This is a genomic window from Rhodovulum kholense, from assembly GCF_003053725.1.
GTDB classification, from domain to species: domain Bacteria; phylum Pseudomonadota; class Alphaproteobacteria; order Rhodobacterales; family Rhodobacteraceae; genus Rhodovulum; species Rhodovulum kholense.
The window spans coordinates 1-23285 of the sequence record NZ_QAYC01000012.1 but is presented as its reverse complement, the minus strand read 5'-3'; the positions used below and the strand labels follow the sequence as shown (position 1 = coordinate 23285).

At 69.0% G+C, this 23285-nt stretch carries 26 protein-coding genes, 1 tRNA gene and 1 pseudogene; 20 read left to right on the top strand and 8 right to left on the bottom strand.

Annotation, left to right across the window (positions count from 1 at the left end; genetic code table 11):
* Positions 1 to 2: 2 nt before the first annotated feature.
* Both C8N38_RS14960 and C8N38_RS14955 read left to right on the top strand, forming a co-directional pair.
* Positions 3 to 1919: a trypsin-like serine peptidase gene (locus C8N38_RS14960; protein ID WP_108027965.1), complete on the top strand. Its 1917-nt coding sequence runs from the start codon at positions 3 to 5 to the stop codon at positions 1917 to 1919.
* Positions 1916 to 5197 (top strand): hypothetical protein, encoded by a 3282-nt coding sequence (locus C8N38_RS14955; protein ID WP_108027964.1) that lies wholly within the window; start codon positions 1916 to 1918, stop codon positions 5195 to 5197. Before C8N38_RS14960 ends, C8N38_RS14955 begins: the two co-directional genes overlap by 4 nt.
* Before the next feature lie 4 nt (positions 5198 to 5201).
* On the opposite strand, the gene C8N38_RS14950 is transcribed toward C8N38_RS14955, so the two are convergent.
* On the bottom strand, positions 5202 to 5867 hold the full coding sequence (locus C8N38_RS14950) for an SOS response-associated peptidase (RefSeq protein ID WP_108027963.1): 666 nt from the start codon (positions 5865 to 5867) through the stop codon (positions 5202 to 5204).
* A 149-nt stretch (positions 5868 to 6016) separates the two neighbouring features.
* Between C8N38_RS14950 and glpX the strand changes: the two genes are divergently transcribed.
* The 3 genes from glpX (at position 6017) to C8N38_RS14935 (ending at position 8914) form a co-directional block, all read left to right on the top strand.
* Entirely contained in the window at positions 6017 to 6988 is a 972-nt protein-coding gene (gene glpX, locus C8N38_RS14945) for a class II fructose-bisphosphatase (RefSeq protein WP_108027962.1), read from the top strand.
* Between the two features lie 3 nt (positions 6989 to 6991).
* Positions 6992 to 8740, top strand: a complete 1749-nt coding sequence (recJ, locus tag C8N38_RS14940; RefSeq protein ID WP_108027961.1) for a single-stranded-DNA-specific exonuclease RecJ — start codon at positions 6992 to 6994, stop codon at positions 8738 to 8740.
* Positions 8741 to 8839: 99 nt separating this feature from the next.
* Positions 8840 to 8914 (top strand) — tRNA-Glu (locus tag C8N38_RS14935).
* Positions 8915 to 8971: 57 nt separating this feature from the next.
* Here the strand turns inward: C8N38_RS14935 and C8N38_RS14930 are convergent.
* The 6 genes from C8N38_RS14930 to C8N38_RS14905 form a co-directional block, all read right to left on the bottom strand.
* On the bottom strand, positions 8972 to 10045 hold the full coding sequence (locus C8N38_RS14930) for a tyrosine-type recombinase/integrase (RefSeq protein ID WP_108027960.1): 1074 nt from the start codon (positions 10043 to 10045) through the stop codon (positions 8972 to 8974).
* The gene (locus tag C8N38_RS14925; RefSeq protein ID WP_108027959.1) at positions 10012 to 10245 is read right to left on the bottom strand and encodes a helix-turn-helix domain-containing protein; all 234 of its coding nucleotides are present in this window, start codon (positions 10243 to 10245) and stop codon (positions 10012 to 10014) included. The genes C8N38_RS14930 and C8N38_RS14925 overlap by 34 nt, the downstream gene beginning before the upstream one ends.
* On the bottom strand, positions 10229 to 10450 hold the full coding sequence (locus C8N38_RS14920; protein WP_108027958.1) for a hypothetical protein: 222 nt from the start codon (positions 10448 to 10450) through the stop codon (positions 10229 to 10231). Before C8N38_RS14920 ends, C8N38_RS14925 begins: the two co-directional genes overlap by 17 nt.
* On the bottom strand, positions 10450 to 11172 hold the full coding sequence (locus C8N38_RS14915) for a hypothetical protein (RefSeq protein ID WP_108027957.1): 723 nt from the start codon (positions 11170 to 11172) through the stop codon (positions 10450 to 10452). The genes C8N38_RS14920 and C8N38_RS14915 overlap by 1 nt, the downstream gene beginning before the upstream one ends.
* A complete protein-coding gene (locus C8N38_RS14910) occupies positions 11165 to 11425 on the bottom strand; it encodes a hypothetical protein (RefSeq protein WP_108027956.1) in 261 nt (86 codons plus the stop codon). The genes C8N38_RS14915 and C8N38_RS14910 overlap by 8 nt, the downstream gene beginning before the upstream one ends.
* A 208-nt stretch (positions 11426 to 11633) precedes the next feature.
* Positions 11634 to 11924 carry a hypothetical protein gene (locus C8N38_RS14905; RefSeq protein WP_108027955.1) on the bottom strand — a complete coding sequence of 97 codons (291 nt, stop codon included), beginning with the start codon at positions 11922 to 11924 and terminating at the stop codon, positions 11634 to 11636.
* Between the two features lie 171 nt (positions 11925 to 12095).
* Here C8N38_RS14905 and C8N38_RS22005 point away from each other — a divergent pair, with 171 nt between their 5' ends.
* Positions 12096 to 12305 (top strand): hypothetical protein, encoded by a 210-nt coding sequence (locus C8N38_RS22005; RefSeq protein ID WP_245895764.1) that lies wholly within the window; start codon positions 12096 to 12098, stop codon positions 12303 to 12305.
* Positions 12306 to 12315: 10 nt separating this feature from the next.
* On the opposite strand, the pseudogene C8N38_RS22335 reads toward C8N38_RS22005, so the two are convergent.
* Positions 12316 to 12465: pseudogene (locus C8N38_RS22335) on the bottom strand (helix-turn-helix domain-containing protein); the annotation flags it as partial.
* A gap of 94 nt (positions 12466 to 12559) precedes the next feature.
* Between C8N38_RS22335 and C8N38_RS22330 the strand changes: the two are divergent.
* From C8N38_RS22330 to C8N38_RS14835, 14 genes are all read left to right on the top strand, one after another.
* Positions 12560 to 12808, top strand: a complete 249-nt coding sequence (locus tag C8N38_RS22330; protein ID WP_108027953.1) for a helix-turn-helix domain-containing protein — start codon at positions 12560 to 12562, stop codon at positions 12806 to 12808.
* 104 nt (positions 12809 to 12912) lie between these two features.
* Positions 12913 to 13194, top strand: a complete 282-nt coding sequence (locus C8N38_RS14890) for a hypothetical protein (RefSeq protein ID WP_075787371.1) — start codon at positions 12913 to 12915, stop codon at positions 13192 to 13194.
* 185 nt (positions 13195 to 13379) lie between these two features.
* Positions 13380 to 13565, top strand: a complete 186-nt coding sequence (locus tag C8N38_RS14885) for a hypothetical protein (protein ID WP_108027952.1) — start codon at positions 13380 to 13382, stop codon at positions 13563 to 13565.
* Between the two features lie 148 nt (positions 13566 to 13713).
* A complete protein-coding gene (locus C8N38_RS14880; RefSeq protein WP_108027951.1) occupies positions 13714 to 13998 on the top strand; it encodes a hypothetical protein in 285 nt (94 codons plus the stop codon).
* Positions 13991 to 14311 carry a hypothetical protein gene (locus C8N38_RS14875; RefSeq protein ID WP_108027950.1) on the top strand — a complete coding sequence of 107 codons (321 nt, stop codon included), beginning with the start codon at positions 13991 to 13993 and terminating at the stop codon, positions 14309 to 14311. Before C8N38_RS14880 ends, C8N38_RS14875 begins: the two co-directional genes overlap by 8 nt.
* 4 nt (positions 14312 to 14315) lie before the next feature.
* The gene (locus C8N38_RS14870; RefSeq protein WP_108027949.1) at positions 14316 to 15446 is read left to right on the top strand and encodes a DUF7146 domain-containing protein; all 1131 of its coding nucleotides are present in this window, start codon (positions 14316 to 14318) and stop codon (positions 15444 to 15446) included.
* On the top strand, positions 15443 to 17254 hold the full coding sequence (locus C8N38_RS14865) for a DNA primase family protein (protein ID WP_108027948.1): 1812 nt from the start codon (positions 15443 to 15445) through the stop codon (positions 17252 to 17254). Before C8N38_RS14870 ends, C8N38_RS14865 begins: the two co-directional genes overlap by 4 nt.
* A gap of 460 nt (positions 17255 to 17714) precedes the next feature.
* Positions 17715 to 18395: a hypothetical protein gene (locus C8N38_RS14860; protein ID WP_108027947.1), complete on the top strand. Its 681-nt coding sequence runs from the start codon at positions 17715 to 17717 to the stop codon at positions 18393 to 18395.
* Between the two features lie 57 nt (positions 18396 to 18452).
* A complete protein-coding gene (locus C8N38_RS21180) occupies positions 18453 to 18878 on the top strand; it encodes a hypothetical protein (protein ID WP_146176291.1) in 426 nt (141 codons plus the stop codon).
* A gap of 120 nt (positions 18879 to 18998) precedes the next feature.
* Entirely contained in the window at positions 18999 to 19361 is a 363-nt protein-coding gene (locus C8N38_RS14855; protein WP_245895763.1) for a hypothetical protein, read from the top strand.
* A gap of 132 nt (positions 19362 to 19493) precedes the next feature.
* Positions 19494 to 19862, top strand: a complete 369-nt coding sequence (locus C8N38_RS14850; protein WP_108027946.1) for an HNH endonuclease signature motif containing protein — start codon at positions 19494 to 19496, stop codon at positions 19860 to 19862.
* A 90-nt stretch (positions 19863 to 19952) separates the two neighbouring features.
* A complete protein-coding gene (locus C8N38_RS14845) occupies positions 19953 to 20423 on the top strand; it encodes a hypothetical protein (RefSeq protein ID WP_108027945.1) in 471 nt (156 codons plus the stop codon).
* Positions 20420 to 22165: a terminase large subunit gene (locus tag C8N38_RS14840; RefSeq protein WP_108027944.1), complete on the top strand. Its 1746-nt coding sequence runs from the start codon at positions 20420 to 20422 to the stop codon at positions 22163 to 22165. The genes C8N38_RS14845 and C8N38_RS14840 overlap by 4 nt, the downstream gene beginning before the upstream one ends.
* A partial coding sequence (locus tag C8N38_RS14835; RefSeq protein WP_108027943.1) for a phage portal protein occupies positions 22162 to 23285 on the top strand: 1124 nt, incomplete at its 3' end. The genes C8N38_RS14840 and C8N38_RS14835, both read left to right, overlap by 4 nt.

Here is a 23285-nt window from a genome sequence, read left to right as displayed (position 1 = left end):
CAATGCCCGACGCCATTCCGACGGCGGCGATCATGCGCCTTGCGCGGGGCCTGCGGGTCTCGCGCAGCGTGTTCGAGACCGCCTTCGACGAGATCGGTGTCCGGCACCGGGCCCCGAGCTTCATGGAACTGGCCGAGACCCGCAACCAGATCGACCCGCTGCCCGCCGGGGCCGAACGCGACCGGATGGATTTCGCCGCGGCGATGGAGCGGGCCAATGCCGATGGCTGGCTGGTCGAATTCGTGTTCCAGAAATTCGCCGACCTTTCGGCCGGGGTCAACGAGGACGCCCGGCCCGAGCTGCAGAGCATCGCCAATGCCAGCCAGCATTTCGCGGCCGCGCTGGATGTCACGACCGGCACCATGAACGCGCTGCGGCGCTGCTGCCTGATCCTCTGCGAAAAGCCCGACCCGAACGCGCCCGGCAAAACCATTGCCGAAGAGCTGGGATCGGGCTTTCTGATCGGGCCGCATCTGGTGCTGACCAACCACCATGTCGTGGCCGGGCTGCTCGATCCGGTCGCCGGGACGCCGAAGCCGGACGCGGCCCCGCTGGTCCGGTTCGACTATCACATGGGTCAGCGCGAACTGGTGCCGCCGGTCGAGATCCGGGGCAGTCCCGACTGGCTTTTCGCCGCCAGCCCCAGCGTGCCGGGCGCCAGCGCCGAAACCGCCGCCGCGCTGGCGGACCATCTCGACTATGCGATCCTGCGGCTCGACGGGCGGCCGGGCCATGCCCGCGGCCATTACGACATCGCCGCCGCCCCCGCACCGCCCGCGGTGGGCGTCGGCCTCGAGCTCTGGCAGTTTCCGCGCGGCCAGCCGATGAAGGTGGTGGGCAATGTCCGCGCGCCCGCACCGCAGGGACTGGCGATCGACGCCGACCCGCTGCCGCCCCGCATCCATTACCTGATGAACGCGCTGCACGGATCGTCGGGCGGGCTGGTGCTGGACGGCGACAAGCGGCCGGTGGCGATGCACGATGCCGGGTTCGAGGCGGGCGCGCAGGGCGGCGACCGGGTGAACCGGGCAATCCCGCTGGCGCTGATCGCACGCGATGCCGGGGCGGCGCTGGCGTCGGAACTGGCCCGGGTTCCGCCCCGGCTGTACTGGAGCCCGGGACGCGCACTTCCGATCCTGGGGCGGACCCAGCTGCAGGAGCACATTCACCGCGCGATCGACGGGCGGGCGCGCATCATCGCGGTGCTGACCGCCCCCGACGAGACCGGCGCGCGGCGGCCCCGGATCGGGCGCAGCTTCACCCACCGGGTGCTGTCCGCCTGCCTGCCGCCTGACCGCCATCATGTCCTGCTGATCGAGACCTCGCAGATCGACCCGGACCCCTTCGTCACCGCGCGCCGGATCGTCGGGCTGATGGGGCCAGAGGCCCGGGTCGACCTGCCCGGCGCCTCGGGCGAGACCACGCTCGACGCCGACGCGACCGGGGTGCTGGTCGACCGCACGGTGCAGGCTTTGCTGGCGGCCGCACCGGGCAAGACGGTCTGGCTGATGATCGACGATATCGACGCCGACCCGATCGGCACCCAATGGGGCGCATCAAGCTATCTGGTCGCGCTTTACCGCCGCGCGGTCAGCGAGCCGCGGCTGCGGATCGTGCTGGCCGGGCTGCCCAAGCGGCTGGAGGGGCTGGGCGATCTGCAGGACGCGACGCTGGTCGAATATCTGACCGCGCCGCCCGGCCCGGCCGAGCTGAAGGCCTGGATCGAGGGCTTTCTGACCCGCGACATGCCGCCCGACGAATTCCCGCCGCGCCTCGCCGCGCTCTTGCGCGACCTGGCCCGGTCCGGCCTGGCAACCGGGGATGACACGGCGCCGCCCGGCTGCCCGACCGAGGCGCTGGCGCGATTGCTGACCCGCCATGCGCAAAAGGCGTTTCTGGGCGCGGGCGGCGCGCCATGACGGATCCCGTCCGCCGTGCCATCGCCCATGCCGCGCTGTCCGGGCCCTTCGCCCCGGCGCGGTTTCTTTATGCCGCGACCGACGCTGCCAGCCGGGCCGAGGCGCTGGGCCAGCTGGCGGCCCTGTGCCACGAGGTGGTGCGCGGCGGGGACATCCTCTGGACCATGCACACCGCCGAGCGCACCCAGACCCTGAAGGCGCTGGTCCGCCAGCCCGACCTGCTGGCCCGCCTCTGGCGCAAGCGCCCGCCGCTGAAGGACGACGCCTTCGGCCGCGCGCTGAGGGCCTGCCTGACCGGCACCGGGCCGCTCGATGCCGACGCGCTTTGCCCCGAGGGCGACGACCGCCAGCCCCGGCTGCGCGCCGCGATCAGCGCAGCGATCCTGGCCCAGGCGCTGGTCCCGGCCGACCGCCGCGCGGCCGTGCGCGCCTTCGAAATGGAGCTTTATAGACGCTCGGTCGAGCTGGCCGAGGCGGCGCGACGCAAGCTGGTGCTGCCGCGCGCGCTGTCCGGGCGCGGCGCGGAACGGACGGCGGCGCTGGCCTTCATGACCGGCGGCACGGCCCCGGCCCCGGCCGAAACGCTGGCGGGCGATCCGGGACGGCTCGCGCGGGTGATGCTGATCACCGGCTCGCCCGGGATGGGAAAATCGGCCTTTCTGGCCGATCTGACGCCCCGGCTTGGCGGGCTGGTGCCGCCGCGCTGGGTCATAAGCTTCGATTTCGACCAGACGACGCTGGCCCATGGCGGCCCGGTCGCCTGGACCGAGGAGGTCACTCGCCAGATCGGCATGCAGGCGCCCGAGCTGGACGGGCCGCTTTCGGCCGCCCGCAGCGCCCGCGCGCTGGAACGCCAGTCGATGACCGGCGAGGCTACTATCAGCGCAGCCGACCTGCTGCTGGAAGATGCCCGCGCGATCCTGACCGAGGCCGGGCCCCGGCCCTTCGCCGTGGTGCTGGACACCATCGAGGAAATCACCGCGCAGGACATGCGCGACGCCTTTGCCGAAAGCCCGACCTTCACGCTGTTCTACCGGCTGCTGGCCTGGCTCGACCGGCTGGCGATGCTGGCCCCCGAAGGCCCGGGCGCGATCACGGCCATCGCCTCGGGGCGCACCGCACCACCGGTCGACGATCGCCTGCGCGCGCTCTGGTTCGATGCCTGGCTGGATCTGGCCGCGCTTGCGGCCGAGGACGCGCGCGAGCTTCTGGCGCTGCGCTGCCCCGAGCTGCCCGAACCGGCCCGGGCGGCGCTGGTCGCGGCGGTGGGCGGGCATCCGCTGCACCTGTTGCTGACCGGGCGCCATCTGGACGGGCTGGCTGCGAAGGACCGCGCCCGGGTGATCGACGATCTCGGGCGCGAGGGTCTGGCCGGGATGCCGGCCGAAACCGTCCTGCGGACGCTTTACAGCCGGTTTCTCGACCGGCTCAGGGTGCGCGGCCTGCCCGAGGGGCTTGACCGCGACGCGATCAAGGCGCTGGCCCATCCGGGGCTTTTGCTGCGCGAGGTGACCGAGCCGCTGCTGGCCGGGGTGATCGCGCCCGCGGTCGGGGTCGACCTGAGCCCGCCGGGCCACGCAGCCGCCGCCTTCAAGGCACTGGGCGAACAGGTCTGGCTGGTCAGCACCGAACCGGGCGGTACCCGCATTCGCCACCGCCGCGACGTGCGCCGGGTGATGCTGCCGATGATGCTGACCCGGCCCGAGCCCGCCCATCTGCGGGTGCTGGACGCGGCCATCGCCCGCCATGAGGCCGACGGCCTGCCCGACGAGGCCGCCTATCTGCAGGCGTTGAAGGGCGATACCGACTGGCTGCGCGCCCATCCCGAGCGCGCGGGCGCGGTGCTGTCGCTGGCGGGCGAGGATCTCGAGGTGATGCGCCTGTCGGTCCGCGCCCTGCTGAAGCATTTCGCCCCCCGGGCGGGCGCCCTGTCGCGCGCCGAAATCGACGCGCTGCCCCCCGATCTGGCCCGCGAGGCCCGCGAGGCCGAGGACCTGCGCAGCATGCGCCAGACCGGCGCCCGCGCCACAGCGTCCGAAAGAGCCACACGCAAGAAGTTGGTACTCGACCGGCAGCTCATGCCGGAACAGACGCTGGCATCCGGACAACAGAGTGGAGATACAGTTACCGAGCTTGGCCCGCCTCTGCTTGCCACATGGATCGGACCAAACAGCGACGGGGGAACGGTACTGAACGACCGTCGTCTTCAGGCTTCGATGGAAACCGCCTTTGACGATCTCGAGCTCGAGCGAGCCTCGACTCTAGGCTGGGACGCGCTGTCGCGGATCGGGCAATGGCCCGACCTGACCCGGCCGCTGCCGGTCGAGACGCCCTGGCAGGATCACTGGCTGTGGCGATTGACGCTGGCCGGGATGATCGTGCCGCCGCCCTCCGGCTGGCGCGAGATCGGACCGTTCGGCCTGATCGCCTCGGGCGAGGTGGATGCCAAGCTTATCGCCGCCGAGGGCGTGGATCTTGGCGCAGCGTTCTACGATTTCGACGCGCTTTGCCAGGACCGGCCGCCTGGCCTGCCCGAAGTCGAGACATCTCCGATGCTGCAATCGCCCTCCGGGCTGCGGCTGGTGCGGCGGCTGACCGGCTCGACGCTGGGGCGCGCCGTGCTGCGGGCCGCGACGCGGACCGACAAGAGCTTTTTCGCGGTGCCTGCGCATCTGCCGCTTCTGGCACGCGATCTGCTGGACTGGCTCGCCCGGCCCAGCGACGTCCCGCGGCTTGTCAGCGGGCTGGTCGAGGGCCATCCCGGCAAGCCCGATTTCGCAGCCCTGGCCGAGGCGCTGGCCGCCGATCCCGGCCGGGTCAAGACCGAGGCCGAGCGCATCTTCGCGGGCGCGGCCTTCGCGCCGGGCGATACCGAGATCCGGGCGCTGGTCCGGCTGGACGGGCCTGTCCCCGCCCCCGTGCTGCGTCTGATCGCACGCGGCCAGACGCCCGAACTGCACCGCGCCGTGGCCGCCGCGCTTCTGAACCGGCTGCCCCGCACCCGGGCCGCCACTTGCTTCGAGCCGGTGGCCGTGGCCGTCCCGGTCTGGCCCAAGCGGGCCGCGCGGTCTCTGGAGGAACTGGTCGCGCCCCGCACCAGCGAATTCGACCGCCACGACCGCGCGCTTGAGCTGATCCGCTATACCGACCTTTGCGGTCTGCTGCCGCAACTGGTCACCGAGATGGCCGCGCGCGGACCGGCGCCCCAGCTGAAGGCCCTCAAGGCGCTTTTCGACGAGATGGACCGCCGCTGGACCTGGCCCGGCGAGACCGGCTGAGGCATCACGTCTCGAGCGGTTCGATCAGTTCGGGGCCTTCGGCGCGGTTCGAGTTCACCGCCGTCCCGACCCGGTGCAGCGACAACACCCCGTCCCTGGCCGGGCGCATCAGCGCCGCCGCGCCATGCCCCGCCTCGCCCAGCCAGAGGGGCCAGTCGTCGGGGTCGAGGATCACAGGCATCCGGTGATGGACCGGCTGCATCGCCCGGTTGGCCTCGGTGGTGACGATGGCGCAGGTCGTCAGGCTGCGGCCGTCACGCTCCCAATCCTGCCAGATCGCGGCGAAAGCAAGGGGCGCGCCGTCGCTGCGGGCGATGTACCAGGGCAGCCGCGCGTCCTGCGGACCTTTCTGCCATTCGTAGAAGCCCGAAGCCGGGATCAGACAGCGCCGCTGGCGCGCGGCGGCAGCAAAGGCGGGCTTATGCGCCACGGTATCGGCGCGGGCGTTGATCAGAAGCGGCCCGTCGGCCGGGGTCTTGTACCAGTGCGGCAGGAACCCCCAGCGCATCGGGCGCAGCCGCCGAAGCCCCTCGGCCGAGGTCACGGCGGCCACCGTGTCGGTGGGGCAGATGTTGTAGTCGGGTCCGCCGGGCAGATCGTTGCCGGGCACCGCCCCGAAGAGCTCGGCCATCGCCTCTGTCGGCATCGTGATCGCGAAGCGTCCGCACATGCGCCATGGAAGGCGCGACGCGGGCTGGCTGTCAACGGCCGCGCGCCCGGCGCAACCCAGCCGACCGCGTCGGCGCGCCCCCTTGCCCTTGCAGGGAGCGGGGGGCTAGATGGGCGCAACAGAAATTTCCTGTCCCAAAAGGCATTCCCATGACCAAGAACCCCCCTGTCGATTTCAACGACCGGATGCTGTCCCTCGGGCTGGCTCGGGTCTCCGAAGCGGCGGCCATGGCCTCGGCCAAGCTGATCGGCCACGGCGACGAGAAGGCGGCCGACCAGGCGGCGGTGGACGCGATGCGCCGGCGTCTGAACGAACTCGACATCAAGGGCGTCGTGGTCATCGGCGAAGGCGAGCGCGACGAGGCCCCCATGCTCTTCATCGGCGAAGAGGTCGGCACCGGCGAAGGTCCGGCGGTCGACATCGCGCTCGATCCGCTGGAAGGCACCACGCTGACCGCCAAGGACATGCCGAACGCGCTGGCAGTGATCGCCATGGGCCCGCGTGGCACCATGCTGCATGCCCCCGACGTCTACATGGAAAAGCTGGCCATCGGGCCGGGCTTTCCCGAGGATCTGGTCTCGCTCGACATGTCCCCGACCGAGCGGGTCAAGGTGCTTGCCGACGCCAAGGGCGGCCGGACCAACGACATTACCGTCTGCATCCTCGAACGGCCGCGCCATGAGGACCTGATCGCCGAGGTCCGCTCGACCGGCGCGGCGATCCGGCTGATCACCGACGGCGACGTCGCCGGCATCATGCATTGCGCCGATCGCGGCCGCACCGGCATTGACATGTACATGGGCTCGGGCGGCGCCCCCGAGGGCGTGCTGGCCGCCGCCGCGCTGAAATGCATGGGCGGGCAGATGTGGGGCAAGCTCTTGTTCCGCAACGACGACGAACGTGGCCGCGCGGCCAAGGCCGGGATCACCGATCTGGACCGGATCTATGCCCGCGACGACCTGGTGCAGGCCGATGTGATCTTCGCCGCGACCGGCGTCACCGACGGCTCGCTTCTGCCGGGGATCAAGCGCGAGGTGGGGTATCTGACCTCCGAAACCCTGCTGATGCGGTCGAAGACCGGGTCGGTGCGGCGGATGTTCTACCGCAACCCCACCAAGTAAGGCATGACGCGCGCGTATCTGGGGGTCGAGACATCGGCCACCGGGCGGCGCTGGGTCGGCCCGTCGGAGGAAGAGGCGCGCCAGGCCGAGGCTCTGGCGCAGACCGCCTTGCTGCCCCCCGCCGTCGCGGCCGTGCTGGCCCGGCGCGGGGTGGCGCCCGAGGCGGTGCCCGCCTTCCTCGACCCGACCCTCAAGGATCTGCTGCCCGACCCGCTGTCGCTGCGCGACATGGGCCGGGCCGCCGGGCGGCTGCTGGAGGCGCTGATCGGGCGCCAGAGGATCGCGGTCTTTGCCGATTACGACGTCGATGGCGGCGCCTCGGCCGCGCTGCTGCTGACCTGGCTGCGCGCGATGGGCCACGGCGCCACGCTGTATATCCCCGACCGGATCGACGAAGGCTATGGCCCCAACGTGCCGGCGATGCAGGCGCTGGCGCGCGATCACGATCTGATCGTCTGCGTCGATTGTGGCACGCTCAGCCACGAGCCCATCGCCGCGGCCAGCGGCACCGATGTCGTGGTGCTGGATCATCACCTCGGCGCCGAGACGCTGCCGCCCGCGCTGGCCGTGGTGAACCCCAACCGGCAGGACGAGGATGGCAGCCTTGGCCATCTTTGCGCCGCGGGCGTCGTGTTCCTGCTGCTGGTCGAGGTGAACCGGCAGATGCGCGAGCGTGGGCTGCGCGGCCCCGACCTGCTGCAATCGCTGGATCTGGTGGCGCTGGCCACCGTGGCCGACGTCGCGCCGCTGACCGGGGTCAACCGCGCGCTGGTGCGCCAGGGGTTGAAGATCATGGCACGGCGCCAGCGCCCCGGTCTGGTGGCGCTGGCCGACGTGGCGCGGATGAACAGCGCCCCCACGCCCTATCATCTGGGCTTCCTGCTCGGCCCCCGGGTCAATGCCGGCGGCCGGATCGGTCAGGCCGATCTGGGCGCCCGGCTGCTGGCGACGTCCGACCCCGACGAGGCCGCAGCGCTGGCCGAACGGCTCGACCAGCTCAACACCGAGCGGCGCGAGATCGAGGCCGCGGTGCGGGCCGCAGCGCTCGACCAGGCCGAGGCGCGCGGCACCGAGGGCCCTCTGGTCTGGGCGGCGGGCGAGGGCTGGCATCCGGGCGTCGTCGGCATCGTCGCGAGCCGCCTGAAAGAGGCCACCAACCGCCCCGCCGTGGTGATCGGCTTCGAGGGCGACGAGGGCAAGGGGTCAGGCCGGTCGGTTTCCGGCGTCGATCTGGGCGCCGCGATCCACCGGCTTGCTGGCGAGGGGCTGCTCGTCAAGGGCGGCGGCCACCGGATGGCGGCGGGGCTGACGGTCGCCCGCGACCGGCTGGAGCCCGCCATGGCGCGGCTTGGCGAGCTTCTGGCCCGGCAGGGCGCGGGAACGATGGGACCGGCCGACCTGCGGCTTGACGCCTTGCTGATGCCGGGCGCCGCCACGGTCGAGCTGATCGACGAGATCGAGCGCGCGGGCCCCTTCGGAGCCGGGGCCCCTGCCCCCCGCTTCGCCTTTGCCGACTGCGCCATCCAGCATGTCCGCCGCGTGGGCGAGTCGCATCTGAAGATCAGCTTCGGCGACGGGCTGGGCGCCCGCATCGACGCCATTGCCTTCGGAGCCTTCGACGGTCCGCTCGGCCCGTTTCTCGAAGGCCATGGCGGCGCCCGCGTGCATCTGGCGGGGCGGCTCGAGGTCAATGTCTGGAACGGCCGGCAGTCGGTTCAGCTTCGGCTGGAGGACGCCGCGCGGGCGGGTTGAGCCCCGCGCCGCGGCACATGAAAAATCTGTGTCACGGGTCGAAAAAACCTCTTGCGCCCCCCCGAGGATTTGCCTACTTACCGCGCCACGCACAACGCTGGCCCGTTCGTCTATCGGTTAGGACGCCAGGTTTTCAACCTGGAAAGAGGGGTTCGATTCCCCTACGGGCTGCCACCCGTGCCTGAAATCCCTGAAAATTAAAAGCCTTGAGAAGAAGTTTACAGTAATCCTTCATGGGTTTACATGTTTCTTCTTTTGTTCTCCCCGGACGGCCGCGCGCCGGGAAGCTTCGCGGGTGTAGTGTTCGACCTCCTCGAGCGCGATGTGACCCGTCCAGGCCGCGATCTGGTGAACAGTCGCGCCCGCCTCTGCCAGAAGCTTCGCTCGGCTCTTGCGGAGACCGTGCGCCGACTTCTCGATCCCCAATTTCGACGCCGCATTCGATATGACGTGACCCAGCGCCTTTTCGGACCTTGTTGTCCCGTATGCCGTTGCCAGAAAGGTCATATGCCGTTCCGCGCGGGCCTCAAGAGCCGCAAAGAGCATCTTGCGATCCACTTCCATTCGAACCGCATAGGCCGGGAGGAGGCAGGTCCATGGCACGAAAGCCGGTTCACCCGTCTTCTTCTGTGTGAATTGCAGTACCCCGTCGCGCCCGACCATGCCTGGGCCGATCTTCACCGCATCGCTGATCCTTGCTCCGGTCCAAAAGACCATCTCGAAGCATAGCCGTTGCACGGAACCGACCGGCCAGTGCGCGCGGAATCGGTCAATTTCTGCATCGCTCCAGGCGGGATGCCCTATCGTCTTGGGAATCGGCTTGCGCTTGACGGCGAGCGACGGATCGCGAGTCAGGAACCCGTTGATCTTCCCCCATTTGCATATCAGTCGCCATGCCTTGAGCCGGTCCGCAGCCGCATTCGGGCATAGCGGCGACAGATCCGCTTCGACATCCTGCTCGCGAAGATCCCGCGCGAGTGCGTCTTCCGCCTGCGCTTTGATGGCGTCCGCGTGGCGCCGTATGGTGCGCCGATAGCTTTCCGAACGGGACAAGTGGTCCCGGCTTCCAAGAAACCCCTCGATCATCAAGGCAATGGATCCTGATTTTGCGCGGGTGGGCTTCGGTGCTGACGCTATCGCTTGAGCATAGGCGGCGAGAAACTCCGGGTCGTCCAAAGGCAAATCGGGCAGCCGAACGCGCTCCGCCCCTGGCAACCGGAGATAGAGGTACGTTCGACCTCCCTTGCGGATGGTCTGAATATGCCGGAGCGTCACGACGCCCGCCGCCCGAACTTGCCGTGACATGTGTTCACCTCCGCTTGCCCCCCTTCAGTGGCAAGCGAGTCGGCAAAAGCGTCAAGGTCAAGCCTGTCGAACAAGCGTTTCGCGCCGACAATCCGCCTTGGCAGATCCAACGAACGCAACGTGCTTTCCGACACCCCCAGATAGTGTGCCGCCTGCGGAGCTGGCATCAGGCGGGGCGCGAAATCACGCGTGATCGCCATCGGTCCCACCCTCCCTGCTGATCGCGCCAATCCCTTCGCATCGCGGGCAGTTCGGACAGGGCGGTGCCTCAGCCCTCCTGCCTTCCAGCGCTTCGACGCGGGCCTGCAGCTCGGCGATCTCGACGATCAGGCCCGCCAGCTCGTCGCAATTGTGCCGGGCGAGGCTCTCGATCTCCTCGATCCGGTCGGGTGTGGTCTCTGGCATCAGGCGGCCTCCTGTCTTGCGTCGCCGCCCCATTGGCTGGCCGCGGCGGCGGCAAGGCCCTCGAAGGTGCGGCTGCGGATCTTCCAGCGGTCGGGGCCGGGCGGGGCCCGGTGGACCGCGCTCCAGCGCTTGTGTGCCTCGGTGCCGGGCGCGGGCGGGGTCAGGCGGTCGGTGGCGCTCAGCGGCGCGAGGCCGCGGAGGTAAAGCCCGGTGGCCTTGAAGAAGGGTTCGCCGAACCACCAGGGTTGGACGATCTGCGGTTTCGGCAGATCGGCGGGCAGGCGCGCGCGGCCATGTGGGTGCATCACCGGGTTCTCGACCGCGACGCGCGGGATCGGCGCCTGCCAGCAGGCCGAGAAGAGCGCAGCACCCTCGTCGAGCAGCCGCCACATGATGGCGCGGCGGGCCTCTTCGGGCAGGCTGGGCCAGGCGGCCTTTTCGTCCGGCTGCGCCTCGGCCGGGGCGTTGGTCGGCGGCACATGCAGCCAGCGCACGCCCGAGTTGCAGAGCCGGGTGCAGGGCGGGTGCATGACCGCGAGCAGATCCCAGCCCAGGTCCAGCACGTCGCGGATATCGCAGATCATGTGCCGGTTCGTGGCATCCTCGGCGGGCAGCAGGTCGCAGGACCAGACATCGTGCCCGCGCGCGGCAAAGGCCCGGCGCATCACGCCCGAGGTCTCGCAGCCGATCAGGATCTTCAGGGGAAAGCCGGTCTCAGGCATCGGGGCAAAGCCTTTGCGCCGCCTCCATCCAGTTTCGGGCGGCCTCGGCCTCGTCGCGGCCGGTGGCGGTCAGCCCGAAAAGCTGGATCTCGTAGAAGGCCACCCGCCCGGGCGTGGCAGGGATCTCGATCCCGTGGCGGCGAAGCGCGCCGCGGATGGCGGCGAGGCGGACCTCGGGGGCGGCGCTCTGCCATTCGCCGACGAAGGCGGCCAGCGCCTCGGGTGGCGGGGCGGCGGCGAGGATCGTGTCCATCAGAGGCCGCCCTGGGCGATGCCCGCCAGCGTGATGCCGCCCTAGGCCGAGCCGACGAAGAGCGCGCCAATCAGGGCGCCGAGCAGCGCGTCGCGCCAGGTGCCGAAGCCATAATTTGCTGGAAGGTCGGGGATTTTGGGCATGCGGGGCATGGGGTCCTCCGGATCTGGGCATGGGATGAGGGCCGACACGCGGCCCGCACCGATGCTCAGAGACCGGCGTTCTCGCTGTCGCCGCCCTCGGTTTCGCCCGGATCGGCGGGCTCGGGATCGGCGGCCTCGACCTCCTTCGGGTCGGTTCCGGTGGCGGCGCGGTAATAGATGCAGCCCGGGGCGTGCGTGCGTTCGAAGGCGTTGGTGCCCGCGATGGCGGCAAAGCAGCCCGCGCCATCGGCCGAGGGCTGGCGGATCGCCGACAGATCCTCGGTGGCATTGACGGCGGCGAGCGCGGGCGCGGCCAGCAGGGCCAGCGCGGCGGTGGTGGTCAGGATGGTCTTCATGGGTGATCTCCTTCGAGTTGCTTCGATGGAGGCCATCAGATACCTGTCAGGTATATACCGGTCAAGAATAAATTATTCCCAACAGGTATTGTCTTCGGTCACAATGTCCGATTGAACTCTCCGCGTCTCATGGCGGAGGGCTCCTGCGGGGGCAGTTTCCTGGAGGTTAGAGTGGCAGATTCAGCGAAAGAGTTCGAAGACCTGCTGGCGCAGATGGACCGTCAGACGCTGTTCGCGTTCATTGATTTGGCTGGACCTGGGATGCCAGCAAGGTCTGCGCCAGATCAAGCCAGCCCTGTTGCCGGTCCTTCGGAAGGCTTCGAAATGCCTCCAGAAGTGCGGTCTCTGCGGCGGATCGGTCGTCTGAAAACAGATCGCTGAGACTTACGCCGAGAGCTGCTGCGACTTGCCTGAGGACGCGGAGCGTAACCGCATCATTCCCGCGCTCGATCCTTGAGATCGTCGGTTGCTCAACCCCGGCGAGCTCCGCGAGATCGGCTTGGGATAGCCCTTTGGATCGTCTTATTTCGGCAACTCTCATGGCAGCATCCTACAGGCCCGTGACGGCCGAACAAATTCTCCATCGGTATAATTATGCTTGCAGGGTATATACCTGATGGGTATATCCTGCGGGCATGAACGCTCTCGCCTCGTATCTTCAAGCACGATCACTGACCCAGACGCAGTTTGCGCGGACCATCGGCGTCAAGCAGCCGCTTGTTTCGAAACTGGTCAGAGGCCTGTCCCAGCCAAGCCCTGAACTTGCCGTAAGGATCGCCCGCGCAACGCAAGGCGTAGTGCCCTTCTACAGCTGGCCCGCGTACTCGCCGTTCAAACCACAAGAGGTGGGAGCAGCGGACTTTGAGAGGGGGGCAGGATGTTGAGCGCCACGCCATGCTTTCATTCTGGGCGCAGCACACCGGCGGCGTCCTCTCCATCGATTTCGACCCCGAGTCATTTTGCACGAAGCCACCATAGGGATGTCGCTATGCAAAAGTCCTTCCAGAATTTGCGCGACCCGCAGGAGCGGGAGCGGAAGTGGTTCGCCTCGCTTCTGTGGCGGTCCTTCCCCGAAGCGACCAGCGAGGCCGAGCTGGCTGATCTGGTGGCCGAGGCGCTGACCACGGCGCAGCGGCCGGTGAACCCGCGCACGGTGCGGAACTGGCTGCGCTCCGAGAACGCGCCGGGGCTGCATTACGTCCTGGCGGTGCTGGCGCTCGCGGGCGCTGAGACCGTCTTCGAACTCTTCGACCCGGAGCATACGGCATGACACTGGCAATTCGGATCTACTGGCGCGTCGCCGGACGCTTCAACCAGGTGCGCGCGGGCAGAGCCCGCGCCGCAGCCCGGGTTTTCGAGGCGCGGGCGGAAAAGTTTTTGGCGCGGTTCAAGGGGGGCCGGGCATGACCGGGCGGGCCGGGGTCGCGGCCGAGTTTCAGGCAACAGGAGCGGAACATGGGACTTATGGAAATGTTGGCCCTCATCCTCGGTATGCAGTTTTCGCTGAGCGTGATCTTCCTAGGCGCCCTCATCTGGGGCATGCGCCACATGGCCGAGACCAGACGCCGCCTGGACGCGGAAACTGCGGATTTCGACAGGAAACATGCCCGGTTCAAAAGGACGATGAGCCGGCTTCAGTAACGCCCCGCCGCAACTGCTTGACCCATAACGCCATTCGGGGCCTCGGCCCCGTCTCCGCCGCCCGGCCGGACGCCGGGCACCTCCCTGAAGAACTGCCGGGCGGCCTCTCCTCCCCCTCGGGCTGCCCGGCCCTTTTCGGGACGGCAGCATGACCGCGCCCAGATCCGAATTCGTGCAGATGGGGCTGGCCATCACGGCGGCGGCGATGTCGGCACGGCAGGGGGCGCTTGGCCTGCGCGCCCAGCTGACCCTTGCGCGGGCCGCCCTCAAGACCCCCGACGCAGATTTGCGCGCGGCGGTCAGTCGGTTTCTCGACGCCCACGACCGGAACCCGACCGAAGCAGGGGAAACCTTGCTGGCGGTGATCCACGGGCGCTGCGCCGACACGCCCGCGCGCCATGCCTGGCAGGAGAGGGCCGATCTCGATGGCTGAGGCGCCGCTGACCCGGGCCGATCAGGTGCTGATCGCCGCCGCCGCGGCGCTGGCCGTGCCGCCGGTGATGGACCGCGATGTGACCGCGCGACGGATGACCATGGCGCTCGACGTGATCCCGCATATCGACCTCAACGGCCCGACCTACGGCCTCGCCTTCGAGATCGAGGCGATGGACCGCGCCCGCCGGGCCGAGGATGGTTCGGCCTTTTCCGACAGCCACTGGCGGCTGCGCATGGCCGTGGCCCGCTTCTTCGAGACCCGCGCGGCGCATGCCCATGAGCGCTGGCGCCACGAGACCGGCCGAGGCTAGCGGAATGACCCCGCTGGAGGACCCCCGACTGGCCGAGGCGCGCGCGCTGCCGATTGCCGAGGTGGCAGAGCGGCTCGGCATCGCCGGGCTGAAGCCGCCGCAGGGGATCGAGCGCGTCGGCCCCTGCCCCGTTTGCGGCGGCCGCGACCGCTTCGGGATCAACACCGCCCGCAATGTCTATAACTGTCGCCATTGCGGCGGCGGCGATGCCATCGCGCTGGTCGAGCTGGTCAAGGGCTGCGAGTTCCGCGCCGCGCTCGACTGGCTGATGGGCGCGCGCGAGGTCGAGATCGACCCGGCCGAGCTGGCCCGGCGCAAGGCCGCCCGCGACCGGCAGGAACGTCAGCGCGCGGATCAGGCCGAGGCCGCCCGCAAGAATGCCATCGCCCAGGCCCGCGCCATCTGGCAGGCCTGCCGCCCGGCCGAGGACAGCCCGGTGCGCGACTATCTCGCGCGCCGCGGGATCACCCGGGCGCTGTTGCCCGAACTGCCCGCCTGTCTGCGGTTCCACCCCGACCTGCCCTACATGGTGCCCACCGCCGGGAACCGGGGCAGCTGGCGCGAGATCCATCGCGGCCCGGCCATGGTCGCCCTGGTGCAGGCGCCGGGCGGCCGGGGCAGCGGCATCCACCGCACCTGGCTCGACCTCGGCCAGCCGAAGGGCAAGGCGGTGATCATCCATGAGGGCGAGAGCCTCGCCGCGAAGAAGACGCTGGGCTCGGTCAAGGGCGGCGCGATCCGGCTGGCCCGGTCCAGCGGCACCCGGGCGATGGTGGTCGGCGAAGGGATCGAGACCACGCTGACCGCGCTCGTCGCGGGCGGGCTGCCGGGGGCCGCCTATTGGGCCGGGATCTCGCTTGGCAACATGGCGGGCCGCCGGATCACCCGCGGCAAGGGCATGCGCTATGCCGGCATGCCCGATCTCGACGATCTTCAGGCCTGGCTGCCGCCCGCGGGCGTCGAGCACCTGGTCTTTATTCAGGACGGCGATTCCGACCCGCGCAGCACCCGCGCGCAGCTCCTTTCCGGGCTGCGCCGGGCGCGCGCCCGGGTGCCGTCCGTCCAGCGGATCTCCATCGTCCATGCGGGCGAGGGCCGCGATCTGAACGACGTGCTGATGGGGGACGACACATGACAGACGATCCGCTCGACCGGGTCCGCGGCGCCTTTGCCGCGGCCGACGATGTCGACATGGGCGACATGCCCGAGCCGGATGCCCCCGAGGCCCCCGAGACCGAGGACCGGGGCGGCGCGGAACCCCCGCACCCCCCTGAGGGCGGCACTCCCGACGATCCTCTCGGGCCGGTCCGGGCGGCGGCCGAACAGCCGCTGAACGACTATGGCAACGGCCAGCGCTTCTGCATTCATTTCGGCGAGGATCTGACCTTCGTGCCCCGGGTCGGCTGGTTCGTCTGGACCGGCACCCATTGGGAAAAGGACCCCGACGAGCTGGCCGTCCGACGCAAGGCCCAGCGGATCTGGGCGCTGATCGAGCAGGAGGTCGAGTTCCTGGAGCCGACCAAGGCCGAGAGGAAGGTGATCGGCGAGGAACGGGATCTGCTGGCCCGCCTCGCAGCACTCGAGGCCCTGCCCGAGGCCGAGCGCGGGACCGGCCATGACGAGGAATGCGGCGGCATCCGCGCCCGGCTGAAGTCCATCGAGGCGATACTGAAGGACCGCAAGTCGCTGATCGGCCGCCGCCTGACCCATGCCAAGAACGCCGGAAACAGCGGCCCCATCGGCAACATGATCGACCAAGCGCAGCCCGCGCTCGCCCGCGCCTACGAGGATCTCGACGCTGATCCGCCGACCATCAACACCCTCTCGGGCACCCTGCGGTTTTCGGCGGCTGGGGCCGAGGGGATGTCGCCCGTGGCCGAGATGCGCGTCCAGTCCGAGCACCTCCGCGAGGACCTGCTGTCGAAGATCATGCCGGTCGCCTATGACCGCGCCGCGAAAGCCCCGCGCTGGGACGCCTTCCTCGAGGAGATCCTGCCCGACGCCACCGTGCGCGAGTTCGTCCAGCGCTGGATGGGGCTCTCGATGACCGGGATCAAGATGCAGCGCCTCGCCTTCTTTTATGGCGGCGGCGCCAACGGCAAATCGGTGCTGGTCGACACCATCGCCCGGGTGCTCGGCCCCTATGCCGCCACCGCCCGGATCGAGTCGCTGACCGGCACCAACCGGCGCGGCGGGGGCGATGCCACGCCCGACCTGATCCCGCTGATGGGCGCGCGTTTCGTGCGGACCTCGGAACCCGACGAGGGCCAGCGCCTGCAGGAGGGCCTGATCAAGGAACTGACCGGCGGCGAGCCCCTGATGATCCGGGCGCTGCACAGCGATTTCCTGGAGTTCTCGCCCTATTTCAAGCTGACCATGAGCGGCAACCACAAGCCCGAGATCCGCGGCACCGATGACGGGATCTGGCGCCGGGTGCTGCTGGCGCCCTTCGATGTGCAGATCCCCGAGGACCGGCGCGACCCGGACCTTGCCAACAAGCTCTGGGAGGAAGCCCCGGGCATCCTGAACTGGCTGATCGGCGGGCTGACCGACTTCCTCGAAGGGGGCTTGCGCCCGCCCGAGCGGGTGCTGGAGGCCACGGCCGAATACCGCGAGGAGAGCGATCCGGTGGGCGCCTTCCTGACCGAAAGCGCCATCGTCACCGGCGCCGAGGATGATTTCATCCATTCCCGCGACCTGATCGAGGCCTTCAACTTCTGGCTGGAGGATCGCGGCGAGACCCGCTGGGGTGGCCGGACGGTCTCGAACCGGCTCAAGCAGAAGGCCAGCCGCTGGCGCCATCCCCAGACCGGCAAGAGCTTCATCCCCGGCAAGCGCGGGGCAACCGGCTATCGCGGCATTCGTCTCACCGACGAGTTCAGGGCGCGGATGGCCGAACGCCTCTCGAATGGCGCGGGCGCCCCTGTCGACGAGCCGTTCTGATGCGCCCCGCCCCGCACCCCGTTTCCGATCCATCGGAGGCTTCGGGCCGTCCGACCGCCCCGGATCACCGGCCCGACCGGCCCGAAACCGCCCCTCACGGCCCGAGACGACGGCGACCACGGGGCGTGGGGGTGCAAGCGATATCAACGGCTTGCACGGAAAATCTCGGCCGGAACGGCCCGAACGGCCCGAGATTTCGGGGTCCGCGCGTGCGCGCGAGATAGAGGGCAGGATCATGAGAGACCCCATTCTTGCGCGTACCTTTGATTTTCAAGCCGTTCAGGCCGTTCAAGCCGTGGAAGAAGAAAAGAAGCAAGGAAAGACAGAAGGTTACGAGGTGATCGGCGCCCTGGAAACGGCGCGGATTTCGGGCCGCGCCGGGGCCGTTTCAGGCCGGTGGGGCCGTATCGCTCGAACCGAGAAACAACATACGGGGTCAAACCCCGTCAGGAGCCACAAGATGCAGGAGCGCGCGATGATGCTGGACAGGCAGATGCAGAGGCAGGGGCAGCGGAAAGGTCCGATCCGGCGCGCGATGCCGGTGCGCGCGGCGCTGGAATGGGCCTTCGGCGCCGAATGCGCACGGCTCGACCACGACGAGATCGAGGCGGTCGGCGGTACCGGCTGGCGGCCCTATGGCATGGAATATGTCGCCCTCGAGCACGCGCGGCTGGGCACCCGGGTCGACACCAGCCGCGGCCGGTCCCGTCCGCATGACGATGCCGAACTGATCGCGACGGTGGTCCGCAACACGCTGCCCTGGTACGCGGCGACGCTGGTCGCGGATCTTGCCCGCGCGGGCCGCACGCCGGACTGGGTGCCCGACGCCCGCCCGCGGCTTCGCCCCGCCGAGTGGCAGCAGAACCAGCACCGCGCCTATGGCCGGGCGAGCGACAGCGCCGAACTGTCGGACGGCTGGCAGCCGATCCCCCGCCGCAACCGCAAGGGCGTGATCGTCCACGACCGCGCCCGCTACACCCCCTGCGTCTGGGCGCCGACCCTCGCCCAGATCGCGGCGGCGCGTCGGGCCTATCTCGACTGGTGGGGCTATCTGCTGGAGGTGCAGGCGGCGCTCGGCGCCGCCGATCTCGTGCGGATCTGCGTCACCGGGGACATGCCCCCGATGACGCCGTGGGGTTGACACTTGAAAGCTCAAAACCGCAGTTTTAGCGGGTTTAAGTTTGAAGGAGCATTGCAAGTGTTTGGCTACGAGCGAAGCTACGGCACAGGGCGATTTGTTTGCGCTTTGATAGAGATCTTTGGTTGGCTGCTCGTCACTCTGGGGATCATCGCATCCATCGTCGGATTTGCAGTTGGTGGTGGCTTCGAGCCCGGAGGTTTCGGATCTTCCAGCGGTTCGGTCCTCCCAAGGTTTCTTTCGGCAGCACCTGGGCTGCTGACAGTCACAATTGGCCTGATCTCGATCATGCTGACTCAGCAGACAAAGGCTATCCTAGATACAGCCGAGATGACGAGGGACCTGCTTGCGATCTCACGCGACAGCACTCATGGCAAATACGGGACGCCTTCGAAGAGGATCGGGGACACGCCAAGTCTTCGACAAGAACCCCAGCTCAGACGCTGCGAGCCTTCGGGCAACGAAGATACAGCAGGCCACAAATAGAGCGAGGGAAATGAGACCATGTTATCAGACTATCGGAAACAACGCCCGGTTCGTCTATCGTCCGCGCGCAGAGCCAATAAGCCTGGCTCCAGCCATTGAACACCAGAAAGGAAGATCTGTTTGCGCGCTTTGACCGTCCTCTTCGCCATCGTCCTGAGCGGCTGTGCCTCGCAGGTTCTCAATAGCTATGTCGGCAAGCCGGTGACCGAAGCGATGCTGGACTACGGCGCCCCGAGCAATGTCATCGATCTCGAAGATGGACGGCGGGCGTATCAATGGACGATCCATGATACCGGCACGGTTGCGGTTCCGACGACATCGACGGCAACCGTCTATGGCGCGGGCGGCACCGCAACCGCGTTCGGGCAATCGACATCCTACGTGCCGTATTCCGAGACGTGCGTTTACACCCTGACGGCATCGCAACAGGGTAAGGCGTGGATCGTCGACGGGTTCCGGAAGCCCAGACTTGCGTGCGAGTGACCTGGAACCGCCACGCCCCTGGAAACAATTTTCTTGACGAGTATCTGCCCCCGTTGACATAGTGCCGTCACCCAATTTGCGCCCGGAGCGGATCCCCCTGCTCCGGGCGCTTTGCGTTTGCGGGAGGTGCCGATGCCCCCAAGACTGACGGCGATGCCGCCGCGGCTGGCGGCCCCTGCGCCCCGGATTGGGGCGGTGCCGGGCGATGCGCGGGCGCAGGATCGGGAGCGGGACCGGGTGAAGCCGTGGCGGGCGTGGTATCGCACGGCGCGGTGGTCGAGGCTGCGGCGCAAGATCCTCGCGCGGGCGGGCTATGTCTGCGAACAGACCGGCGTGGCGCTGGTAGGGCGGGCGCCCGCGCCCGACAGCGCGGTGATCGACCATATCCGCCCGCACCGGGGCGACCCGGCGCTTTTCTGGGACGAAGACAACCTGCAGGCCGTCTCGAAGGCCTGGCATGATGGCGCGAAGCAACGCGCGGAACGGGCGGCAGGCGACTGAGCCCGACAGCCCCACGGGGGGGTGGGTCAAAACTCCCGAAGCCCCGGGGTTAAAGACCGGCGCCTCTCCCAGTCGGAGATTTTTTTCCCGATGACAGACGATTTTTCCCCCGAGCCCGGGGCCGTGGATCTCTTCGGCAACCCGGTGGAGCCGCTCCGCGACCGGCGGGGGCGGCCCTGCTTTCGGAAAGACAAGGCAAATCAGGACTTTGTGGCCGCGCGCCGGGCGGCGGGCTGGTCGCATGAGATGATCGCGGTCGAGCTTGGCTGCGATGAGAAGACGCTGCGCAAGTATTTTTCCCGCGAGTTGCAGCACGGGCGGCTGATGGTCGAGGGCATGTGTCTCGACGTTCTGATGAAGCGGGCGCGCGAGGGGCACACGCCGAGCGTCCGCCAGCTGCAGGAGCGGATCGACCGGGTCGCGCCGCCCGCGCCAAAGCCCCGCGCCGAGCCCGAGGACCCGAGACCCGAGCCCAAGGGCAAGAAGCAGGAGCGCCTCGAGGCGGCGGCGCAACCGGCCGAGGACTACGGGTCCCTCTATGACCGGATTCCCAGACAATGACGGGGGAAGCCAAAGCCGCCAGCTGGGCCGCCTGCCCGGACTGGTGGGAGAAGCTGCAGGCGGGCGAGACGCCGATCCCGGACCTGGCGCTGGATGCGAACCTCGCCGATGTGGCGGTGCAGCTCTTCGACAAGCTGGTGGTGCCCGACGTGGCGGGCCAGCCGACCATGGCCGAGGCCGCGGGCGAGTGGATGCGCGACATCGTCCGCGCGGCCTTCGGGTCCATCGATCCCGCGACCGGCGCGCGGCAGGTCGGCGAGATCTTCAACCTGGTGCCGAAGAAGAACGGCAAGACCACCAATGCCGCCGCCATCGGGCTGGTCGCGCTGCAGATGAACACGGTCCCGAACATCAAGGGCGTGGTGGTCGGGCCGACGCAATCGGTGGCCGATACCTGTTTCGGGCAGATGCAGGCGATGATCGCGGCCGATGAGTGGCTTTCCAAGCGCTTCCGCGTCGACGAGCACAAGAAGCAGATCACCGACATCTATCCCGACCCGGCGACGGGCCGCCCGATGAACGCCAAGCTGAAGGTCACGAGCTTCGACCCGGCGGTGACGACCGGCGGCATCCCCGCCTTCGCCATCCTCGACGAACTGCATGTGATGGCCGAACGCCACTTCGCGGCCCGAGTGATCGGCCAGATCCGGGGCGGCATGATCACCAACCCCAGATCGCTGCTGGTGATCATCACCACCCAAAGCGAGATCCCGCCCCAGGGCGTCTTCAAGGCCGAGCTGGAATATGCCCGGAAGGTCCGCGACGGGGTGATCGCGGAAGATGTGCGCATGCTGCCGGTGCTTTACGAGCTGCCCGAGACGATCCAGGGGGCGAAGGACGAGCCCTGGAAAGACCCCGCGCTCTGGGCGCCGGTGCTGCCGAACCTCGGCCGCTCGATCACGGTGGACCGGCTGATCCCCGAGTTCCGCAAGGCGGTCGAGACCTCGCCCGAGGAGGTCGCCCGCTGGTCGAGCCAGCATCTGAACATCCAGATCGGGCTTGGCCATCACCTGGGCGGCTGGACCGGGGCGCATCACTGGCTGGCCGCGACCGAGCCCGCGCTCGATCTCGAGGCGCTGATCGAGAGTTCCGAGGTCGCGACCATCGGCATCGACGGGGGCGGCATGGACGATCTCCTGGGCCTCGCCGTCCTCGGCCGCCATGCCGTGACCAAGCGCTGGCAGCTCTGGCGCGCGGCCTGGGCCCATGAGGTGGTGCTGTCGCGCCGCAAGAGCATCGCGGAAAAGCTCCGCGATCTCGCGGCCGAGGATGCGCTGACGATCTGCGCCGAGGGCGAGGCGACGCGCGATATCGAGGAACTGGTGGCGTTGGTGCTGAAGATCCACGAGGCCGGGCTTTTGCCCGCGCGCGGCGGCGTCGGGCTCGACCCGGAAGGGGTCGCCGCCATCGTCGATGCGCTGCAGCTCGCGGGCGTGCCGCATGAGACGCTGGCCAGCGTCACCCAGGGCTACAAGCTGAACGGCGCGATCAAGGGCACCGAGCGCAAGCTCTTCGACGGCTCGCTGATCCATGGCGGCCAGCCGCTGATGTCCTGGTGCGTGGGCAATGCCAAGACCGAACCGAGGGGGAACGCCGTGATCGTGACCAAGGCCGTGTCCGGCGCGGGCAAGATCGACCCGCTGATGGCCGCCTTCAACGCCGTCTATCTGATGAGCCTGAACCCCGAAGCCGCGCGCCGCGACCTCTCGGGCTTTCTCGACAATCCGGTGATGGCGATATGATCGGCCGGGCGACGCAGGGGGCTTTCCGTGGCGCGTGGCAGGGCCTGCGCCAGGCGCTGCGCGAGGGCGAAAGCGGCTGGGAGGTGGTCTCGACCGGTTCGCCCGACCCGTTCGCGGGCCTCGGGCGGCAGAGCAAGGCGGGCCAGCGGGTCTCGGCCAGCTCGGCGCTGACGGTCTCGGCGGCCTGGGCCTGCGTGAAGGGCAATTCCGAACTGATCGGCGCGCTGCCCGTCGCGCTTTACGAACGCGGGGCCAATGGCAGCCGGGCCCGGATCGAGGCGGATCTGGCCGGGATCCTGACCCTCTCGCCCTCGGCCGGGCAGACCGCGATGGAGTTCTGGGAGGCGCAGGTCGCGCATCTGCTGCTGCAGGGCAATGCCTATTCCGAGAAGCTGACGGTGGGCAGCCGCCTGGTCGGCCTGCGCCCGCTCTTCAACGTGCTGCCGGTCCGGCGCGACGATGGCCGGTTCGATTACCGCGTGACCGAGGACGGCCGGACCCATGTGCTGCCGCCTTCGAAGGTCTTCCATGTGCGCGGTTTCGGCGGTGGCGACGGGATCGGGATGAGCGCGATCCGCTTCGGGGTGCAGAGCTTCGGCTCGGCGCTTGCGGCCGACGAGACCGCGGCGCGGGTGTTCTCAAACGCGATGATGCCCTCGGGCGTGATCGAGAGCGACCAGACCCTGACCCCCGATCAGCGCGCCCAGCTGGGCCGCATGCTCGAGGCCTATGTCTCGAGCGAGAGGGCGGGCAAGACGCTGGCGCTTGAGGCGGGGCTCAAGTACCGCCAGCTGCAGATGAACCCCGAGGATGCGCAATTGCTGGAAACGCGGCGCTTCCAGGTCGAGGATGTCTGCCGCTGGTTCGGCACGCCGCCCGTGGTCATCGGCCATGCCGCCCAGGGCCAGACCATGTGGGGCACCGGCGTCGAGGCGATCATGATGGCCTGGCTCCGCACCGGCATCAATCCGCTCCTGCGCCGTCTGGAAAGCCGGATCCTGAAGGATCTGATCCCGCCCGCCAAGCGCGGGCGGTGGTTTGCGGAATGGAACCGCGAGGCGATGCTGCAGATGGACAGCAAGGCCAAGGGCGAGTTCCTGTCGAAGATGGTCGCGGGCGG

Coding starts and splice junctions, on each gene's coding strand:
- C8N38_RS14960 (WP_108027965.1), top strand. CDS start 3: ATGCCCGACGCCATTCCGACGGCGGCGATCATGCGCCTTGCGCGGGGC.
- C8N38_RS22330 (WP_108027953.1), top strand. CDS start 12,560: ATGAACGCTCTCGCCTCGTATCTTCAAGCACGATCACTGACCCAGACG.
- C8N38_RS14870 (WP_108027949.1), top strand. CDS start 14,316: ATGACCCCGCTGGAGGACCCCCGACTGGCCGAGGCGCGCGCGCTGCCG.
- C8N38_RS14880 (WP_108027951.1), top strand. CDS start 13,714: ATGACCGCGCCCAGATCCGAATTCGTGCAGATGGGGCTGGCCATCACG.
- C8N38_RS14915 (WP_108027957.1), bottom strand. CDS start 11,172: ATGCCTGAGACCGGCTTTCCCCTGAAGATCCTGATCGGCTGCGAGACC.
- C8N38_RS14905 (WP_108027955.1), bottom strand. CDS start 11,924: ATGAAGACCATCCTGACCACCACCGCCGCGCTGGCCCTGCTGGCCGCG.
- C8N38_RS14865 (WP_108027948.1), top strand. CDS start 15,443: ATGACAGACGATCCGCTCGACCGGGTCCGCGGCGCCTTTGCCGCGGCC.
- C8N38_RS14850 (WP_108027946.1), top strand. CDS start 19,494: ATGCCCCCAAGACTGACGGCGATGCCGCCGCGGCTGGCGGCCCCTGCG.
- C8N38_RS14860 (WP_108027947.1), top strand. CDS start 17,715: ATGCAGGAGCGCGCGATGATGCTGGACAGGCAGATGCAGAGGCAGGGG.
- C8N38_RS14875 (WP_108027950.1), top strand. CDS start 13,991: ATGGCTGAGGCGCCGCTGACCCGGGCCGATCAGGTGCTGATCGCCGCC.
- C8N38_RS14920 (WP_108027958.1), bottom strand. CDS start 10,450: ATGCCAGAGACCACACCCGACCGGATCGAGGAGATCGAGAGCCTCGCC.
- C8N38_RS14890 (WP_075787371.1), top strand. CDS start 12,913: ATGCAAAAGTCCTTCCAGAATTTGCGCGACCCGCAGGAGCGGGAGCGG.
- C8N38_RS14930 (WP_108027960.1), bottom strand. CDS start 10,045: ATGTCACGGCAAGTTCGGGCGGCGGGCGTCGTGACGCTCCGGCATATT.
- C8N38_RS14950 (WP_108027963.1), bottom strand. CDS start 5,867: ATGTGCGGACGCTTCGCGATCACGATGCCGACAGAGGCGATGGCCGAG.
- recJ (WP_108027961.1), top strand. CDS start 6,992: ATGACGCGCGCGTATCTGGGGGTCGAGACATCGGCCACCGGGCGGCGC.
- C8N38_RS14885 (WP_108027952.1), top strand. CDS start 13,380: ATGGGACTTATGGAAATGTTGGCCCTCATCCTCGGTATGCAGTTTTCG.
- C8N38_RS14955 (WP_108027964.1), top strand. CDS start 1,916: ATGACGGATCCCGTCCGCCGTGCCATCGCCCATGCCGCGCTGTCCGGG.
- C8N38_RS14845 (WP_108027945.1), top strand. CDS start 19,953: ATGACAGACGATTTTTCCCCCGAGCCCGGGGCCGTGGATCTCTTCGGC.
- glpX (WP_108027962.1), top strand. CDS start 6,017: ATGACCAAGAACCCCCCTGTCGATTTCAACGACCGGATGCTGTCCCTC.
- C8N38_RS14910 (WP_108027956.1), bottom strand. CDS start 11,425: ATGGACACGATCCTCGCCGCCGCCCCGCCACCCGAGGCGCTGGCCGCC.
- C8N38_RS14925 (WP_108027959.1), bottom strand. CDS start 10,245: ATGGCGATCACGCGTGATTTCGCGCCCCGCCTGATGCCAGCTCCGCAG.
- C8N38_RS14840 (WP_108027944.1), top strand. CDS start 20,420: ATGACGGGGGAAGCCAAAGCCGCCAGCTGGGCCGCCTGCCCGGACTGG.